Origin of the sequence: Escherichia sp. E2661, from assembly GCF_004745185.1 — a bacterium.
Taxonomy (GTDB): Bacteria; Pseudomonadota; Gammaproteobacteria; order Enterobacterales; family Enterobacteriaceae; genus Escherichia.
In genome coordinates, this window is record NZ_PDIG01000001.1 from 330821 (window position 1) to 349527 (window position 18707).

An 18707-nucleotide genomic window follows, 5' to 3' on the forward strand; every position below is an offset into this window, starting at 1 on the left:
GTAACTAGTTGCCAGAAGCCAGCGAAGTTAGTTGCGCAAGCAGTTTTGCTGGTTCATCACCTGAAAGCTGTGCGTCAACGGGCAAATACCACCAATTTTCTTCTGCAAAAGCCCGACATTTCACCGCATCTTTTTCAGTCATTACCAGCGTTTGCCCGGCGCTTACCAACGCACTAACATCCGCATGATTCAAAGACTGATGATCGGCCAGCGGTACATATTTTTCCGGTTGTACGCCGCACATCTTCAGCGTGGCAAAAAAGCGCGGCGGATGCCCAATCCCCGCCATCGCCACCACATGTTCAAGCTGAGCAACGTCACAACGCGTACCGGTACGTAAATTCACCGCCTGACCCGGCAGCAGATGCATGGGGATTTCACCGCTGCGGGGGACACCGCCGTTGACGATTACCGCATCAACCGATTTTAAGCGCCCCGCGCGCTCGCGCATTGGCCCCGCAGGCAACCACCAGCCATTGCCAAAGCGACGTACGCCATCGATGACGACGATTTCCACATCACGCGCCAGACGATAATGCTGTAAACCGTCATCAGTCACGATAATCTGCACATCGGGATATTGCGCCAGAATGGCTTTTACCGCATCTGAACGGACAGGAGAAACTGCAACAGGTGCACCCGTACGCTGATAAATCAGCACCGGTTCATCGCCCGCCTGTGCGGTGGTGGTATCTGCCGACAATAACAGCGGATACGACTCAGCTTTACCGCCATAGCCCCGGGACACTATGCCAACACGAATACCGCGTTTTTGTAGTTGTTCCACCAGCCAGACAACCACCGGAGTTTTTCCGTTGCCGCCTGCGGTGAGATTACCAACCACGACAACCGGTACGGGGGCACGCCAGGCGCGCTTCAGTTTTAGTTTATAGCAAAGACGGATAACGCCACTCACCAGACCATACAGCCAGGAGAGTGGCAGCAGTAGCCGCCACAAAGGCGACTCGCCAGACCAGATTTTTTCGATCATTGGCCAAACTGCATTTTATGAAGTTGTGCGTAGACTCCACGGTGCTCAAGCAAATCGTTATGCGTACCGCGTTCCACAATGATCCCGTCCTCGACGACCACAATTTCGTCTGCCTTTTCAATGGTAGACAAGCGGTGGGCAATCACCAGAGAGGTACGGTTTTTCTGCAACTCGTCCAGCGCCGCCTGAATCGCGCGTTCGGATTCGGTGTCCAGCGCCGAGGTGGCTTCATCCAGAATCAGAATTGGGCTATCACGCAGCAAGGCACGGGCAATGGCAATACGCTGGCGCTGACCGCCAGAGAGCAACACGCCGTTTTCACCAATCACCGTATCAAGACCGTTATCCATCTTATTGATAAAGTCCATGGCGTAGGCCATACGTGCAGCTTCTTCAATTTGCTCACGGCTGTACTGTTCAGTACGGGCGTAAGCAATGTTGTTGGCAACCGTGTCATTAAACAGATGGACATTCTGCGACACCAGAGCAACCTGGTTACGTAAAGACGCCAGGGTATACTCGCGCAGATCGTGACCATCCATCAGGATCTCGCCTTCATCGATATCATAAAAACGGGTGATCAGGCTGGCGATGGTCGATTTACCCGACCCCGAACGCCCTACCAGAGCCACTGTTTTCCCTGCCGGGATCTTCAGGTTGATATTACGCAGCGCCGGGACTTCACGCCCCGGATAGGTAAAGGTGACATTGCGGAATTCGACGTCGCCGGTAGCACGCTCAATCTCGCGTTTACCTTCGTCTTTCTCCTGTTCACTATCCAGAATGGTAAACAGCGTCTGACATGCTGCCATCCCGCGTTGGAACTGGGCGTTAACGTTGGTCAGCGATTTCAACGGACGCATCAGTGCAATCATCGAAGAGAAGACGACAGTAATCGTACCGGCGGTCAGGCTATCCATCACGCTTGGGAAGCTCGCAGCGTAGAGAACAAATGCCAGTGCCAGAGAGGCGATCAGCTGAATGATCGGGTCAGAGATGGAAGAAGCAGAAACCATTTTCATGCCCTGCAAACGCATCTTGTTGCTGACCTTATCAAAACGCTTTGTTTCTACTTCCTGGCCGCCAAAAATCAATACTTCTTTGTGGCCTTTCAGCATCTGTTCAGCACTGGTGGTCACCTGCCCCATGGTGTTCTGCATGTTTTTACTGATGCTGCGAAAACGCTTCGACACGATACGAATCGCAATCGAGACAATCGGCGCCAACACAATCAAAATGATCGACAGCTGCCAGCTGTAATAGAACATCATGGCGAACAGACCGATAATGGAAGCACCTTCACGCACCACCGTAATCAGCGCGCCGGAAGACGACGAAGCAACCTGTTCAGAGTCGTATGTAATACGTGAAAGCAGTGTCCCGGTTGACTGTTTGTCAAAAAATGACACTGGCATTCCCATCATGTGGCCGAACAGACGTCGACGCATGGTCATGACCACTTTTCCTGATACCCAGGAGATACAGTAGCTGGAGATATAACTGGTGATACCACGTAAAATCATCAGCCCGATAACCACCAGCGGCATCCACATCAGCACGGAGCGATCTGTTTTACCAAAGCCATCATCGAGAAGCGGCTTAAGGAGCGATAACATGAAGGTATCGCTGGCTGCGTTGAGAATTAACGCTATGCCCGCCACGATCAGACCCGCTTTAAAAGGCGCAATGGTTGGCCACAGTCGGCGGAATGTCTGCCACGTAGAGAGATCTTTGTCGTTATGCATTCAAAAAACCAGCATTTGTTGAAATAGCCGCATATTCTACCCGTTATCCACTGGCACGCCAAACCACTGATGATACCAACGAGGTAAAATTTGCTCCCTTAGGCTGCTCACCCGCCAACCTTGAGCTGAAAAATAGACCGTTATTTGCCCCTGATGTGGGGTGTCAACCCATTGATATCCTTGTAGTTGATAGCGAAGTTTGACTTTACTGGAGGGCAATCGCCATGCGTTATAGCGCGATGCCGATGCCAGTGCCATTTTTCCATTTACCCGCTGAATCAATGGCACTGATGACGAGGTATTACTACCGTGATGGGGTACCTGAATCAAAGTTGCCTGAACCTGTTGCCAGTAATGACTTAGCATTTTTTGTTCAGCGGGGGCTTCAATATCGCCAGTCAAAAGAATGCTATGTGTTCCATCATCAACCTTAATCACACAGGAATGGTTATTTCCCTTTTCGTTACTCCCTTGCAAAGGCCAGAGCACACTAAACTGCAATCCTTGCCACTGCCACGCTTCGCCACGCACGCAGGCTGATGATGCACCCAGTTTAAGGGGCTTCTTACCCATAACGTCGGCCAGGCATGTAATATCGAGTCCAGTCCACCCCGATGATCAAGATGTTCATGACTAAGAATAACGCCTACCGGTTCAAGGTCATGCCAGCGGAGCCAGGGAATAATCAGTTGTTGCCCACTGTCCCCCTCCGGCCAGGCGAGCCCTGTATCATAGAGAACCGCTTTACCGTTTCGAGCGATCACCATTGCCAGCCCTTGCCCGACATCAAGCATATAAACCTGCCACTCATCAGACCGTGGTTTTTGCCACAGTGGCCAACACATTATAATTCCTCCAGCCATACACACCGCAGGCAACGTTTGCCATGCGTTTAGTCGCCATATCACCAGTAATAACCAGGGCGAAAATGATAGCCATTGCCAACGTTCAGCAATGCTTATCCACCCTTCAGGCAAACTCTTTAACCCCCAAAAAAGTAAAGCTAAGGACCGATCGGCAAGAAACCATATACCTTGTTCCAGGATTAATGGCCCGCTTAAATGTACAACCATCGCGGCGAGGATCAACGGAACCGAAATAAATGTCACTAAGGGAATAGCGAACAAATTTGCCATAAATGAAGTCAGACTAATGCCATGAAATATGACTATTTGCACCGGCATTAGCAGGAGTGTTATACCAAGTTGCAGATGGATAAGTGAAACAATAGATTGCAATACAGGCGGCAATGGCCAGACTGGGCAGGGAAACCACTGATACCAAAATATCAGCGCTGCCACCGCTGCGGCAGAGAGCCACAAACTTTGCGAGAGGATAGCGACAGGATCCATCAGCAGAATTGCTGCCAGGCAGCATATCCACACATCCCAACCACTCCATTGCCGGCCGCTCAATTTGAGCGCTCCCCAGGTCGCAAGCGCCACCACGGTACGCAATGCAGGCGGCTGCATACCGGTAAGCCAGGCATAAAAAGCAGCGCAGCAAACTCCACCGATTAATGGCATCTGCCAGTAAATCCAACGCCCGGGGAGGAAAATTTGCCCGCCACGAATTAGCCCCGCAGCCAGTAATGCTGCAAAAGCGATGTGTAAACCCGATATCGCCATTAAATGTGCCGTACCGGTATCGCGCATTATATTTTTAGTTTCTTTAGATACCGATAACCGTTCACCCATTCCTAAGCCGAGCATCACCGTCTGCCATGAATACGGCTGCAGCGTCGTTTGCAGGGATGCCAGATATTGCGCACGTAGGCTACAACCTGGTTCAATGACGCTTGCTTGCAGAAAACGTCCGGTAAGTGGCTGATGCTGGGCAATGGCATAACGCTGGCTGTCAAAGCCGCCATCATTAAGTTGACCATGAACAGCACGTACTTTGAGTTTCATCGACCATCGTTGCCCAGCGCATACCGATTGTGGCAAATATTCGCCATATAGCGCGATGCCTGGCGCGGGAAATAACCGCCGCCCTTGTAGATGAGTAATTTGCCCGTAATGCGTGGTCATGCCGTCAGTGGCGGTAATCTCGACGACTGCATCCTGCGTCGCGCCAGTTAAGTTTTCTCCTGCCCACAGAATTTGCTTCGCCGCCAACACGCCCCAAAGAAAAAACAGCAATGTCAGCGTGAAATAACGGACGACTTTAACAGGAATAAATGCCAGTACGCAGACGAATACAGTCAGACTCGCGAGAGTTAATGTCCCAGGCAACTGCGGCAAAATCAGCAGCGGAAAAATCCCGCAAATTATGCACAGGCTAACTGTCGTTATTTTCATGCACTCCTCCCTGTTTTTGGAAAGTGTGCAACTTTGTTGAGTGGTTGTCTGGCGGGAGTTTTGCGTTGCCCGAGGCACGTTCGGAAGAATTTAGCAGGATCATGAAAACTGTACACAACTCTGCGAGACAGCTTCCAGAACCATATTGCAGAAATGAAAAAAGCACCCGTCAGGTGCTTTTTCCGCGTTCAAGTTTTACTAAAACTTAACCGTAAATATTGGCGCGATCGCGCAGTTCTTTACCAGGTTTAAAGTGAGGAACGTATTTTCCTTCCAGCTCTACTTTATCGCCAGTCTTCGGATTACGTCCGGTACGCGGTGCGCGGTAGTGCAAAGAGAAACTGCCGAAACCGCGGATTTCAATACGCTCGCCCTGCGCAAGAGTCGAGGCCATATGCTCCAGCATCTCTTTTACTGCATCTTCAACCGTCTTGGCGGGAATGTGCGATTGCTGGGTGGCAAGTCTTTCTATCAATTCTGACTTGGTCATGATTCCTCCGGTTCCTTAAAGGCAAATTTAACGGCTGCTGTTGCTGCATTGATTAAGGGCGGCCGTAGCCGCCCTTAGTGCTTGATTACAGGACGAAACCTGCAATCTGTCAAGTAAACTCAGCAAACTTCGGAATAAAAATCCCGAAGAGTCAGAGAATTACTCGCCTTTAGCTGCTTTGAAAGCTTCAGCCATTGCGTTGTTGGAGAAGTTTGCATCTTCCTGTTTGTTAACAGTTGCGATTGCATCTTTCTCGTCAGCTTCGTCTTTCGCACGAACAGACAGGCTGATTGCGCGGTTTTTACGATCAACGCCAGTGAATTTAGCTTCAACTTCGTCGCCAACGCTCAGAACCAGGGTAGCGTCTTCAACGCGGTCACGGGATGCTTCAGAAGCACGCAGGTAACCTTCAACGCCGTCAGCCAGTTCTACGGTTGCGCCTTTAGCGTCAACTGCAGTTACTTTACCGGTTACGATAGCGCCTTTCTTGTTCAGAGCAACCCAGTTGTTGAACGGATCTTCTGCGAGCTGTTTAACGCCCAGGGAGATACGTTCACGTTCTGCGTCAACCTGCAGAACAACTGCAGCGATTTCGTCGCCTTTTTTGTATTCACGAACTGCTTCTTCGCCTGCAACGTTCCAGGAGATGTCAGACAGGTGAACCAGGCCGTCGATACCGCCGTCCAGGCCGATGAAGATACCAAAGTCAGTGATAGACTTGATTTTACCTTCAACACGGTCGCCCTTGTTGTGGGTTTCCGCGAACTGCTGCCACGGGTTAGCTTTGCACTGTTTCAGACCCAGGGAGATACGACGACGTTCTTCGTCGATATCCAGAACCATAACTTCCACTACATCGCCAACGTTAACAACTTTGGACGGGTGGATGTTTTTGTTGGTCCAATCCATTTCGGAAACGTGTACCAGGCCTTCAACGCCTTCTTCGATTTCAACGAAGCAGCCGTAGTCGGTCAGGTTGGTCACGCGACCAGTCAGTTTGGTACCTTCCGGATAACGTTTAGCGATAGCTACCCACGGATCTTCGCCCAGCTGTTTCAGGCCCAGGGATACACGGGTACGTTCGCGGTCGAACTTCAGCACTTTAACAGTGATTTCGTCGCCCACGTTGACGATTTCGCTCGGATGCTTAACGCGTTTCCAGGCCATGTCAGTGATGTGCAGCAGGCCGTCAACGCCGCCCAGATCAACGAATGCACCGTAGTCAGTGAGGTTCTTAACGATACCTTTAACTTCCATGCCTTCCTGCAGGTTTTCCAGCAGCTGATCGCGCTCTGCGCTGTTTTCGGATTCGATAACGGCACGACGAGAAACAACAACGTTGTTGCGCTTCTGATCCAGCTTGATTACTTTGAATTCAAGCTCTTTGCCTTCCAGGTGCAGAGTGTCACGCACCGGACGAACGTCTACCAGAGAACCTGGCAGGAACGCACGAATACCGTTCAGCTCAACAGTGAAGCCGCCCTTAACTTTGCCGTTGATAACACCGGTAACAGTTTCAGCATCTTCGTAAGCTTTTTCCAGCGTGATCCAGGCTTCGTGACGTTTAGCTTTCTCACGGGACAGCAGAGTTTCACCGAAGCCGTCTTCTACTGCGTCCAGAGCAACGTCAACTTCGTCACCTACCTGGATTTCCAGTTCGCCTTGGGCGTTTTTGAACTGCTCAGCCGGGATGGCAGACTCAGATTTCAGACCAGCGTCAACCAGTACTACATCTTTGTCGATAGCAACAACAACGCCACGAACGATAGAACCCGGGCGGGTTTCGATTTCTTTTAAGGACTCTTCAAAGAGTTGAGCAAAAGATTCAGTCATGTTTAATCTTCAGGTTTATATTTAACGTCCACCTGGCTCCGTGCCGGATGGGGTTGTTTAACATACCCGCTGTCATTCCATTGCAACGGGGGGTACTGCAAATTCGGTCGCTTATGCGAGAGCCAATTTTTGGCGCGCGTAGTGTAACGCTTTTTCAATCACTTGCTCAATGCTTAAGGTGGTGGAATCCAAAACTAAAGCATCGGCTGCCGGAACCAAGGGCGCTACCGCGCGATTACGATCGCGATCGTCGCGTTCTTTGATCTCGGCCAAAAGGCGCTCAAAGTTAACACTAAAGCCCTTCTCCTGCAACTGTAGCATGCGGCGATGCGCACGTTCTTCCGAGGAGGCGTCAAGGAAAATTTTTACTGGCGCATCAGGGAATACCACTGTCCCCATATCGCGACCATCGGCGATCAAACCGGGTAACTCCCGGAATGCGCGTTGGCGACGCAATAATGCTTCACGAACGCGTGGGAATGCAGCGACTTGTGAAGCAGCATTCGCCACTTCCTGAGTACGAATTTCGCCGCTGACATCTTCCCCTTCGAGGATCACTTCCAGATTGCCATTGGTCGACACAAAACGTACATCCAGATGGGATGCCAGCGGCACCAGCGCATCTTCCGACGCAACATCAACATGGTGATGTAATGCCGCCAGTGCCAGTACGCGATAAATTGCACCCGAGTCCAGCAGATGCCATTGCAACGCTTCCGCCATAGCCTTACACAAGGTGCCTTTCCCTGCACCGCTTGGGCCATCAATGGTAATAACCGGGGCAATTGCCGTCATCTTTATCTCCTTAAAACAGGCGTACCGTTAACATAACCGCGCGCATTATACGCGTCGGCGCCACAAATCGTTAACGTTGTGTGCAAAAACCAGTTTTGTCTGTATTCAGATGGGGATTTATTGCGCAATTATAGCGGGCTGGCGAAAGACCAGCCCGAAAGATGACAATGATTTACTTACCGGAGGCGATACGATCGCGGATGTGCTGTGCACGCTCTGCTGATGGTGGATGAGAGTCAAACATAGACTGAGTACGACCGCCATCCAGGCTGGCCAGTTTTTCAAAGCTACCGACCAGTCCCTGGGTGTTAATGCCACGTTTCTTCAGCAGATCAAAGGAGAAATCATCTGCTTCAGACTCTTTATCGCGGGAGTACTTAGCATTGATAGCGCCTTCTGCGATATCGCCCAGTTGCGAGCGAGAAAGCTGGGAAGCAACACCGCTGGTGGCGGAAATTGCATCGCGTGCGGCAACAATCGCATAAGATGCTTTCATTTCAGCCAGAGAGTGACCCAATGCAACGTGTCCCAGTTCATGACCCAGAACGCCTTCAATTTCGTTGTCGTTCATCATGTCCATCAGGCCACTGTAGACACGGACACAGCCGTTTGCCATCGCCCATGCGTTAACGTCGCTGGTCATATAAACCTTATAGTTAACCGGCGTACCGTTAATGTTGTTACCCAATGCTTTGGCGATTTTTGCCAGACGTTTACCGTACTTGCTGGATTTGCTTGCAACTTGATTGCCGCTGTCCATTTCGGTACAGCCCTGATTGGCAATGGCTTTTGCATCGGCGTCGCTTAACGTTGCAGCTTTATAGGCATTTAAACCGGAGCTGATAGCCATATTGGTATCAATACCGTGCGTATTTTGACACCCTGTCAGTAGTGCTGCAGAAGTCGCAATCGCCAGCAGTAATTTAGTATTCTTCATGTGAATCATCCGTTGATTAATCATATATAAATATTATGTATCAATAAGTTACATTGATAATCGACGTTACCACTGTTCAAAATGACTCACAAGGTCCGAAAAAAAAAAAAAACGCCGGCAATGTGCCGACGTTTTTAGAAAGAAATATTTGTCTATTTATCGCCCGTTATTCAAGCTGGTTGGCTTATCCGCGCCAGTTGTTCGAAGTAATCCGGGAAGGTTTTAGCCGTACATTTGGGGTCAAGAATCGTCACTGGCGTATCTGACAATGCCACCAGCGAGAAACACATCGCCATCCGGTGATCATTGTATGTCGCGATCTCGGCAAAGTTCAGTTTTACCGGTGGAGTTATGCGAATGAAATCGTGCCCCTCTTCAACTTCTGCACCGACTTTACGTAGCTCTGTTGCCATCGCGAACAGGCGATCCGTTTCTTTTACGCGCCAGTTATAAATATTGCGCAGCGTGGTTGTGCCTTTTGCAAATAACGCCGTCGTGGCAATGGTCATCGCCGCATCGGGAATATGGTTCATATCCATATCGATGGCGTTCAGTTCGCCACACGTGCAGGCAATATAATCATCGCCCCAGCTAATGGTCGCCCCCATTTTTTCCAGTACATCAGCAAATCGAATATCGCCCTGCATACTGTTGCGTCCAATGCCGGTCACTTTTACCGTGCCGCCTTTGATTGCTGCTGCTGCCAGGAAGTAAGAAGCTGAAGATGCATCTCCTTCGACCAAATAAGTACCCGGAGACTGATAAGACTGCCCCCCTTTTACGACAAATTGTTGATAGTGCTGATTTTCAATCTCAACACCAAACGTTTTCATCAGGTTGAGCGTGATATCGATATAAGGTTTAGAAACCAGATCACCTTTAATACGAATAACTGTATCTTTCGGCGCAAGAGGCGCAGTCATTAACAGTGCGGTGAGGAACTGGCTGGAAACGGAGCCATCAACGTCGACGCTGCCGCCAGTAAAACCGCCCTGTAAACGCAACGGCGGATAATTATCTTGTTCCAGGTAAGTGATTTTCGCTCCGCCCTGGCGCAACGCATCCACCAGATGACCAATCGGGCGTTCTTTCATACGCGGCTCACCAGTCAGGACAATATCATTGTTTCCCAGACAAAGTGCCGCCGCCAGCGGACGCATAGCCGTTCCGGCGTTTCCAAGAAACAACTCCAGCGCGCTTTCTGCGTGTAATGGACCGCCGTTACCGATGATTTCGCAACGCGTACGATCGGCTGAAAGCGTGTAACTTACCCCTAACGCCGTTAATGCATTCAGCATATGGCGCACGTCATCGCTATCCAGCAGATTAGTTAATACTGTTTTGCCGTGTGCTAATGCCGCCAGCAATAAAGCGCGGTTAGAAACGCTCTTGGAACCGGGCAGATTAATAGTGCCATCGACACGGGCGATGGGGTGCAACGTCAGGGATTCCATGAACTCAACTCTCTACAACAGAAATAAAAACCCCACAGTCTGGCTGTGGGGATTACGCAAAATGTCGGCATTAGCCGTGACGACGTTCGAACTCAACCATGAAGTCTGTCAGTGCTTTAACGCCTTCCAGCGGCATGGCGTTATAAATAGAAGCACGCATTCCGCCGACCACACGGTGACCTTTCAGCGCATGTAAGCCCGCAGCGAAAGACTCTTCGAGGAACAATTTATCAAGCGCGCTATCCGCCAACTGGAACGGCACGTTCATCCGCGAACGGTTAGCTTTCGCCACATCATTGCGGTAGAAATCGCTGTTATCAATCACACCATACAGCAGTTCTGCTTTTTGCTGATTGATCTTATCCATTGCAGCCACACCGCCGTTCGCTTTCAGCCATTTGAAGACCAGACCAGACAGATACCAGGCAAACGTTGGCGGCGTGTTAAACATGGAGTCGTTATCGTTGAGGATGGAATAATCCAGAATCGACGGACAAGCGATATTCGCTTTGCCCAGCAAATCTTCACGAACGATGACGATTGTCAGGCCAGCCGGGCCGATATTTTTCTGCGCGCCAGCGTAAATTACGCCATAACGGCTGACGTCAATCGGACGGGAAAGAATCGTTGAAGAGAAGTCGGCAGCGACCACCACATCTTTGCCGAAGTCTGGCGTTTCGTCGATGGCGATACCATCAATGGTTTCATTCGGGCAGTAATGCATATAAGCAGCATTATCAGAGAGTTGCCATTCGCGCATTGGCTTAACCGCACGCAGACCATCAACAGTCACTTTGGCGTCAAAGACATTTGGCGTGCAGTATTTTTTCGCTTCTTTAATGGCACTTGCCGCCCAGTAACCAGCATCAACATAATCTGCGGTGGTTTTATCACCAAGAATATTCAGCGGTACAGCAGCAAACTGACCGCGACCGCCGCCGTGGCAGAACAATACTTTGTAGTTGGAGGGGATATTAAGAAGATCACGAAAATCCTTCTCGGCTTCCTCTGCAACCTGAATGAACTCTTTGCCACGGTGACTCACTTCCATCACCGACGTACCGAGACCGTTCCAGTCGCGCAGTTCCTGTTGAGCCTGTTTAAGCACCTCTGCCGGTAGCATTGCCGGACCAGAACTAAAATTGAAGATTTGAGCCATTTCCCCTCACCACGTTGCGTTGCTATTAACCCGCGGTCAATCGATTGCGACCACAGGTAATACATTATTCCTGTGGCTATCGGTTTTATCATTCAGTGACACACATCGCAATGAGTAAAACCGTTGAGGGCAAAAATGTGGCTTGCATCACACAAAAGAATCTCTCGGATTATTAGCAAAAAGCCGATGTTTTTACTGTCAAGTCACCCGTTTTGCCCGACTTGCCTTCGTCCATTCTGGATTTGCACAGCGCGGACATAATTGTTTTTCCCCCGCATTCATATGAATGATTTCACTGCAACGGATGCATGCATAGTCCGCCGACTCCGGCACCACTTTGTAACGCTGAGTACAGTCACTGGGTAAAATAAGTAATCCCGGTTTTACTTTGTCATTCTCAAAGAAATAGACGCTAATTTGCCCGTTGGTTTCGAGAATAGCCAAACGTACCTGCCCCAGTTGTTCCACGCCACGCAACCGTAGTTCCATAAAGAACTCAAATTCCGTCATGTTGGAGTTATTGAGTTTCGACCAGGCCAGCTCGCCATCTTCAATAATGACAACCGGTTTACCTTCCAGCAAATCTTCCAGTTTTTCACTGTGCGCCATCAACCACATTACCAGGCGGTATAACAACGCCAGAGTAATAAAGACGATAAGTACCGGGACCATCGGCACATCATCATAAAACGCCACATCTCCCGCCGCTGATCCCAGCGTCAGAATGATTAAAACTTCAAACAGCGACATCTGCCGCACACCGCGTCTTCCGGTCATTTTGAGGAACAAAAAGACCAGTACAAAGGTATAAAGACTACGTAGTGCAACTTCGCCAAGGAAATCAAAAGGCACTTTATCAAATGCCATACGGTGGAGATCGAACGCCTTCATTTTTATGCTCTTATCGTGGTTTATCCGCTAAAAGCATAGTCAACAGTTCATCGGCATGGCGGCGGTGATAGCGCCTTTGAGATAAAACCCGTATTATTGCGCGCTTTCCGTACGACTAAAGTGATTTTCATGACGCAAACATTTATCCCCGGCAAAGATGCCGCTCTGGAAGATTCCATCGCTCGCTTCCAGCAAAAACTCTCCGACCTCGGTTTTCAGATTGAAGAGGCCTCCTGGCTGAATCCAGTACCGAACGTCTGGTCTGTGCACATTCGCGACAAAGAGTGCGCCCTGTGTTTTACCAACGGCAAAGGCGCAACCAAAAAAGCGGCGCTGGCTTCTGCCCTCGGTGAATATTTCGAGCGTCTGTCTACCAACTACTTCTTTGCGGACTTCTGGCTGGGCGAAACCATCGCCAACGGTCCGTTCGTGCATTATCCCAACGAAAAATGGTTCCCGCTGACCGAAAATGACGATGTGCCAGAAGGGCTGCTCGATGACCGTCTGCGCGCATTTTACGATCCGGAAAATGAACTGACCGGTAGCATGCTGATTGACCTGCAATCCGGTAACGAAGATCGTGGTATTTGCGGCCTGCCGTTTACGCGTCAGTCCGACAATCAGACCGTTTATATTCCGATGAATATCATTGGTAACCTGTACGTCTCCAACGGTATGTCCGCAGGTAATACCCGCAACGAAGCACGCGTTCAGGGATTGTCTGAAGTTTTCGAACGCTACGTGAAAAACCGCATTATTGCTGAAAGCATCAGCCTGCCAGAGATCCCGGCAGACGTGCTGGCGCGTTACCCAGCGGTGGTTGAAGCCATCGAAACACTGGAAGCAGAAGGTTTCCCAATCTTTGCTTATGATGGTTCGCTTGGCGGCCAGTATCCGGTGATTTGCGTGGTACTGTTCAATCCTGCTAACGGTACCTGCTTTGCCTCTTTCGGTGCGCATCCTGATTTTGGCGTTGCACTGGAACGTACCGTGACCGAGCTGCTGCAAGGTCGTGGCCTGAAAGATTTGGATGTGTTTACTCCACCAACCTTCGATGATGAAGAAGTCGCTGAACATACTAACCTCGAAACGCACTTTATCGACTCCAGCGGTTTGATCTCCTGGGACCTGTTCAAGCAGGATGCCGATTATCCGTTTGTTGACTGGAGCTTCTCCGGCACCACGGAAGAAGAGTTCGCCACGCTGATGGCTATCTTCAAAAAGGAAGATAAAGAAGTTTATATTGCCGATTACGAGCATCTGGGTGTCTACGCTTGCCGCATTATCGTGCCTGGCATGTCCGATATTTATCCGGCTGAAGATTTATGGCTGGCAAATAACGGTATGGGCAGCCATTTACGGGAAACAATTCTGTCACTGCCCGGTAGCGAGTGGGAAAAGGAAGATTACCTGAACCTCATCGAGCAACTGGATGAAGAAGGTTTTGATGACTTTACCCGCGTGCGTGAGCTGCTGGGTCTGGCGACCGGACCGGATAACGGCTGGTACACTCTGCGTATCGGTGAATTAAAAGCCATGCTGGCGCTGGCTGGTGGCGATCTGGAACAGGCTCTGGTCTGGACCGAATGGACGATGGAGTTTAACTCATCAGTATTTAGTCCGGAACGCGCCAACTATTATCGTTGCCTGCAAACGTTGTTATTACTGGCACAGGAAGAAGATCGCCAGCCGCTGCAATATCTGAATGCGTTTGTTCGCATGTACGGCGCAGATGCCGTAGAAGCCGCCAGTGCGGCAATGAGCGGCGAAGCGGCGTTTTATGGGTTGCAACCAGTAGATAGCGATCTGCACGCGTTTGCTGCACATCAGTCGTTGTTGAAGGCCTACGAAAAGCTGCAGCGCGCCAAAGCAGCATTCTGGGCAAAATAAAATCAAATAGCCTACGCAATGTAGGCTTAATGATTCGTCTGAGTTATATTACGGGGCATTTTTTTAATGCCCCGCTTTACATATATTTGCATTAATAAAATAATTGTAATTATAAAGTTAAATATCGGTAATTTGTATTTAATAAATACGATCGATATTGTTACTTTATTCGCCTGGTGCTCCCTTTTAATTAACTGTTTTAGCGGAGGATGCGGAAAAAATTCAACTCATTTGTTAATTTTTAAAATTTATTTTTATTTGGATAATCAAATATTTACTCCGTATTTGCATAAAAACCATGCGAGTTACGGGCCTATAAGCCAGGCGAGATATGATCTATATCAATTTCTCATCTATAATGCTTTGTTAGTATCTCGTCGCCGACTTAATAAAGAGAGAGTTAGTGTGAAAGCTGACAACCCTTTTGATCTTTTACTTCCTGCTGCAATGGCCAAAGTGGCCGAAGAGGCAGGTGTCTATAAAGCAACGAAACATCCGCTTAAGACTTTCTATCTGGCGATTACCGCCGGTGTTTTCATCTCAATCGCATTCGTCTTCTATATCACAGCAACCACTGGCACAGGCACAATGCCCTTCGGCATGGCAAAACTGGTTGGCGGCATTTGCTTCTCTCTGGGGCTGATTCTTTGTGTTGTCTGCGGAGCCGATCTCTTTACTTCCACAGTGTTGATTGTTGTTGCCAAGGCGAGTGGGCGCATCACCTGGGGCCAGTTGGCGAAAAACTGGCTAAATGTCTATTTTGGCAACCTGGTCGGCGCACTGCTGTTTGTACTTTTAATGTGGCTTTCTGGCGAATATATGACCGCGAATGGTCAATGGGGACTAAATGTCCTACAAACCGCCGACCACAAAGTGCACCATACTTTTATTGAGGCCGTCTGTCTTGGTATCCTGGCAAACCTGATGGTATGTCTGGCAGTATGGATGAGTTATTCTGGCCGCAGCCTGATGGACAAAGCGTTTATCATGGTGCTGCCGGTCGCGATGTTTGTTGCCAGCGGTTTTGAGCACAGTATCGCAAACATGTTTATGATCCCGATGGGTATTGTAATCCGCGACTTCGCATCTCCGGAATTCTGGACCGCTGTCGGTTCTGCACCGGAAAATTTTTCTCACCTGACCGTGATGAACTTCATCACTGATAACCTGATTCCGGTTACGATCGGTAATATTATCGGCGGTGGTTTGTTGGTTGGGTTGACATACTGGGTCATTTACCTGCGTGAAAACGATCACCATTAATGGTTGTCGAAGTACGCAGTAAATAAAAAATCCACTTAAGAAGGTAGGTGTTACATGTCCGAGCTTAATGAAAAGTTAGCCACAGCCTGGGAAGGTTTTACCAAAGGTGACTGGCAGAATGAAGTAAACGTCCGTGACTTCATTCAGAAAAACTACACTCCGTACGAGGGTGACGAGTCCTTCCTGGCTGGCGCTACTGAAGCGACCACCACCCTGTGGGACAAAGTAATGGAAGGCGTTAAACTGGAAAACCGCACTCACGCGCCAGTTGACTTTGACACCGCTGTTGCTTCCACCATCACCTCTCACGACGCTGGCTACATCAACAAGCAACTTGAGAAAATCGTTGGTCTGCAGACTGAAGCTCCGCTGAAACGTGCTCTTATCCCGTTCGGTGGTATCAAAATGATCGAAGGTTCCTGCAAAGCGTACAACCGCGAACTGGATCCGATGATCAAAAAAATCTTCACTGAATACCGTAAAACTCACAACCAGGGCGTGTTCGACGTTTACACTCCGGACATCCTGCGTTGCCGTAAATCTGGTGTTCTGACCGGTCTGCCAGATGCATATGGCCGTGGTCGTATCATCGGTGACTACCGTCGCGTTGCGCTGTACGGTATCGACTACCTGATGAAAGACAAACTGGCACAGTTCACCTCTCTGCAGGCTGATCTGGAAAACGGCGTAAACCTGGAACAGACTATCCGTCTGCGCGAAGAAATCGCTGAACAGCACCGCGCTCTGGGTCAGATGAAAGAAATGGCTGCGAAATACGGCTACGACATCTCTGGTCCGGCTACCAACGCTCAGGAAGCTATCCAGTGGACTTACTTCGGCTACCTGGCTGCTGTTAAGTCTCAGAACGGTGCTGCAATGTCCTTCGGTCGTACCTCCACCTTCCTGGATGTGTACATCGAACGTGACCTGAAAGCTGGCAAGATCACCGAACAAGAAGCGCAGGAAATGGTTGACCACCTGGTCATGAAACTGCGTATGGTTCGCTTCCTGCGTACTCCTGAGTACGATGAACTGTTCTCTGGCGACCCGATCTGGGCAACCGAATCTATCGGTGGTATGGGCCTCGACGGTCGTACCCTGGTTACCAAAAACAGCTTCCGTTTCCTGAACACCCTGTACACCATGGGTCCGTCTCCGGAACCGAACATGACCATTCTGTGGTCTGAAAAACTGCCGCTGAACTTCAAGAAATTCGCCGCTAAAGTGTCCATCGACACCTCTTCTCTGCAGTATGAGAACGATGACCTGATGCGTCCGGACTTCAACAACGATGACTACGCTATCGCTTGCTGCGTAAGCCCGATGATCGTTGGTAAACAAATGCAGTTCTTCGGTGCGCGTGCAAACCTGGCGAAAACCATGCTGTACGCAATCAACGGCGGCGTTGACGAAAAACTGAAAATGCAGGTTGGTCCGAAGTCTGAACCGATCAAAGGCGACCTCCTGAACTACGATGAAGTGATGGAGCGCATGGATCACTTCATGGACTGGCTGGCTAAACAGTACATCACTGCACTGAACATCATCCACTACATGCACGACAAGTACAGCTACGAAGCCTCTCTGATGGCGCTGCACGACCGTGACGTTATCCGCACCATGGCGTGTGGTATCGCTGGTCTGTCCGTTGCTGCAGACTCCCTGTCTGCAATCAAATATGCGAAAGTTAAACCGATTCGTGACGAAGACGGTCTGGCTATCGACTTCGAAATCGAAGGCGAATACCCGCAGTTTGGTAACAACGATCCGCGTGTAGATGACCTGGCTGTTGACCTGGTAGAACGTTTCATGAAGAAAATTCAGAAACTGCATACCTACCGTGACGCTATCCCGACTCAGTCTGTTCTGACCATCACTTCTAACGTTGTGTATGGTAAGAAAACCGGTAACACCCCAGACGGTCGTCGTGCTGGCGCGCCGTTCGGACCGGGTGCTAACCCGATGCACGGCCGTGACCAGAAAGGTGCAGTAGCGTCTCTGACTTCCGTTGCTAAACTGCCGTTCGCTTACGCTAAAGATGGTATCTCTTACACCTTCTCTATCGTTCCGAACGCACTGGGTAAAGACGACGAAGTTCGTAAGACCAACCTGGCTGGTCTGATGGATGGTTACTTCCACCACGAAGCGTCCATCGAAGGTGGTCAGCACCTGAACGTTAACGTGATGAACCGTGAAATGCTGCTCGACGCGATGGAAAACCCGGAAAAATATCCGCAGCTGACCATCCGTGTATCTGGCTACGCAGTACGTTTCAACTCGCTGACTAAAGAACAGCAGCAGGACGTTATTACTCGTACCTTCACTCAATCTATGTAATTAGATTTGACTGAAATCTTACAGTAAAAAGCGTACAATAAAGGCTCCACGAAAGTGGGGCCTTTTTTTAGCAAGAGAGCCTTTTTTGTCAGCTATCTATACTTTAGGGTAACTGCCAAAACAGACTCGACGTAGCCTTCGAGCTGCGCACCAACACGGCCTCAGATGGGCCACATCTGGAGAAACACCGCAATGTCAGTTATTGGTGACATTTTTTGATATCTAATTGCATGAAATAAAAGGATTTATTTCTGGTCACGTCCACACATTGACCACATCGACAAAAAAAGCCCCTCGACTGAGCAATGCCGTTCACTTAAGCGGAGCGGTGCTGCGTTTCACCGGATAACGGGTTTTTGATATCTTAACTGCCCTCGGCCTTGATGGTCGGGGGGCGTTTTGTTATGAACACCGCTTCCAGAGCCCCCCCGCAGATGCTCCAGTCGTTTCGGGATGGTCCCCCGGTGATGCCGTATTTCCCAGCACTATCATTTCTGTCGCGATAAACTGGAACGCGAACTTAAAGCTGATTTCTGACGCCGCTTTTTTGTGTTTCTCAGCCGCTTTTGTTGCCTCACGCCGTATCAGGTTGTAACGCCAGCAAGATGCCCCACCACCTCCT

Annotated in this window: 12 protein-coding genes and 2 pseudogenes; 3 read left to right on the top strand and 11 right to left on the bottom strand. The window is 49.8% G+C overall.

Annotation, left to right across the window (positions count from 1 at the left end):
* Positions 1-4: 4 nt before the first annotated feature.
* The 10 genes and pseudogenes from lpxK to CRI63_RS01825 all read right to left on the bottom strand — a co-directional run bounded on the left by lpxK (position 5) and on the right by CRI63_RS01825 (position 12595).
* Entirely contained in the window at positions 5-991 is a 987-nt protein-coding gene (lpxK, locus tag CRI63_RS01775) for a tetraacyldisaccharide 4'-kinase (protein WP_135518319.1), read from the bottom strand.
* Complete coding sequence (gene msbA / locus CRI63_RS01780; protein WP_130205329.1) at positions 988-2736, bottom strand: lipid A ABC transporter ATP-binding protein/permease MsbA; 1749 nt, start codon at positions 2734-2736, stop codon at positions 988-990. The genes lpxK and msbA overlap by 4 nt, the downstream gene beginning before the upstream one ends.
* Before the next feature lie 36 nt (positions 2737-2772).
* Positions 2773-5036, bottom strand: a pseudogene (locus tag CRI63_RS01785) (ComEC family protein).
* Between the two features lie 205 nt (positions 5037-5241).
* A complete protein-coding gene (gene ihfB, locus CRI63_RS01790; protein WP_000167336.1) occupies positions 5242-5526 on the bottom strand; it encodes an integration host factor subunit beta in 285 nt (94 codons plus the stop codon).
* 159 nt (positions 5527-5685) lie between these two features.
* Positions 5686-7359 (bottom strand): 30S ribosomal protein S1, encoded by a 1674-nt coding sequence (gene rpsA, locus CRI63_RS01795; RefSeq protein WP_000140327.1) that lies wholly within the window; start codon positions 7357-7359, stop codon positions 5686-5688.
* Positions 7360-7470: 111 nt separating this feature from the next.
* Positions 7471-8154, bottom strand: coding sequence for a (d)CMP kinase (gene cmk / locus CRI63_RS01800; protein WP_000125014.1), 684 nt, complete (start codon positions 8152-8154; stop codon positions 7471-7473).
* A 172-nt stretch (positions 8155-8326) separates the two neighbouring features.
* Positions 8327-9091, bottom strand: a complete 765-nt coding sequence (ycaL, locus tag CRI63_RS01805; RefSeq protein ID WP_130205325.1) for a metallopeptidase YcaL — start codon at positions 9089-9091, stop codon at positions 8327-8329.
* Positions 9092-9261: 170 nt separating this feature from the next.
* Positions 9262-10545: a 3-phosphoshikimate 1-carboxyvinyltransferase gene (gene aroA, locus CRI63_RS01815; RefSeq protein WP_135518321.1), complete on the bottom strand. Its 1284-nt coding sequence runs from the start codon at positions 10543-10545 to the stop codon at positions 9262-9264.
* 70 nt (positions 10546-10615) lie between these two features.
* Positions 10616-11704 carry a 3-phosphoserine/phosphohydroxythreonine transaminase gene (gene serC / locus CRI63_RS01820; protein ID WP_000057132.1) on the bottom strand — a complete coding sequence of 363 codons (1089 nt, stop codon included), beginning with the start codon at positions 11702-11704 and terminating at the stop codon, positions 10616-10618.
* A 198-nt stretch (positions 11705-11902) separates the two neighbouring features.
* Entirely contained in the window at positions 11903-12595 is a 693-nt protein-coding gene (locus CRI63_RS01825) for a DUF421 domain-containing protein (RefSeq protein ID WP_130205321.1), read from the bottom strand.
* Between the two features lie 129 nt (positions 12596-12724).
* On the opposite strand from CRI63_RS01825, the gene ycaO reads away from it, so the two are divergent.
* From ycaO to pflB, 3 genes are all read left to right on the top strand, one after another.
* Positions 12725-14485: a 30S ribosomal protein S12 methylthiotransferase accessory factor YcaO gene (ycaO, locus tag CRI63_RS01830; RefSeq protein WP_135404496.1), complete on the top strand. Its 1761-nt coding sequence runs from the start codon at positions 12725-12727 to the stop codon at positions 14483-14485.
* 405 nt (positions 14486-14890) lie between these two features.
* Positions 14891-15748 (top strand): formate transporter FocA, encoded by an 858-nt coding sequence (gene focA, locus CRI63_RS01835; protein ID WP_000642546.1) that lies wholly within the window; start codon positions 14891-14893, stop codon positions 15746-15748.
* A gap of 54 nt (positions 15749-15802) precedes the next feature.
* Complete coding sequence (gene pflB, locus CRI63_RS01840) at positions 15803-18085, top strand: formate C-acetyltransferase (protein ID WP_001292820.1); 2283 nt, start codon at positions 15803-15805, stop codon at positions 18083-18085.
* Positions 18086-18397: 312 nt separating this feature from the next.
* Here pflB and CRI63_RS01845 read toward each other — a convergent pair.
* Positions 18398-18707, bottom strand: a pseudogene (locus CRI63_RS01845) (IS4 family transposase); the annotation flags it as partial.

Bases quoted from the DNA above. Each gene is read 5' to 3' on its own strand.
- lpxK (WP_135518319.1), bottom strand. From the start codon at position 991: ATGATCGAAAAAATCTGGTCTGGCGAGTCGCCTTTGTGGCGGCTACTG.
- msbA (WP_130205329.1), bottom strand. From the start codon at position 2,736: ATGCATAACGACAAAGATCTCTCTACGTGGCAGACATTCCGCCGACTG.
- ihfB (WP_000167336.1), bottom strand. From the start codon at position 5,526: ATGACCAAGTCAGAATTGATAGAAAGACTTGCCACCCAGCAATCGCAC.
- rpsA (WP_000140327.1), bottom strand. From the start codon at position 7,359: ATGACTGAATCTTTTGCTCAACTCTTTGAAGAGTCCTTAAAAGAAATC.
- cmk (WP_000125014.1), bottom strand. From the start codon at position 8,154: ATGACGGCAATTGCCCCGGTTATTACCATTGATGGCCCAAGCGGTGCA.
- ycaL (WP_130205325.1), bottom strand. From the start codon at position 9,091: ATGAAGAATACTAAATTACTGCTGGCGATTGCGACTTCTGCAGCACTA.
- aroA (WP_135518321.1), bottom strand. From the start codon at position 10,545: ATGGAATCCCTGACGTTGCACCCCATCGCCCGTGTCGATGGCACTATT.
- serC (WP_000057132.1), bottom strand. From the start codon at position 11,704: ATGGCTCAAATCTTCAATTTTAGTTCTGGTCCGGCAATGCTACCGGCA.
- CRI63_RS01825 (WP_130205321.1), bottom strand. From the start codon at position 12,595: ATGAAGGCGTTCGATCTCCACCGTATGGCATTTGATAAAGTGCCTTTT.
- ycaO (WP_135404496.1), top strand. From the start codon at position 12,725: ATGACGCAAACATTTATCCCCGGCAAAGATGCCGCTCTGGAAGATTCC.
- pflB (WP_001292820.1), top strand. From the start codon at position 15,803: ATGTCCGAGCTTAATGAAAAGTTAGCCACAGCCTGGGAAGGTTTTACC.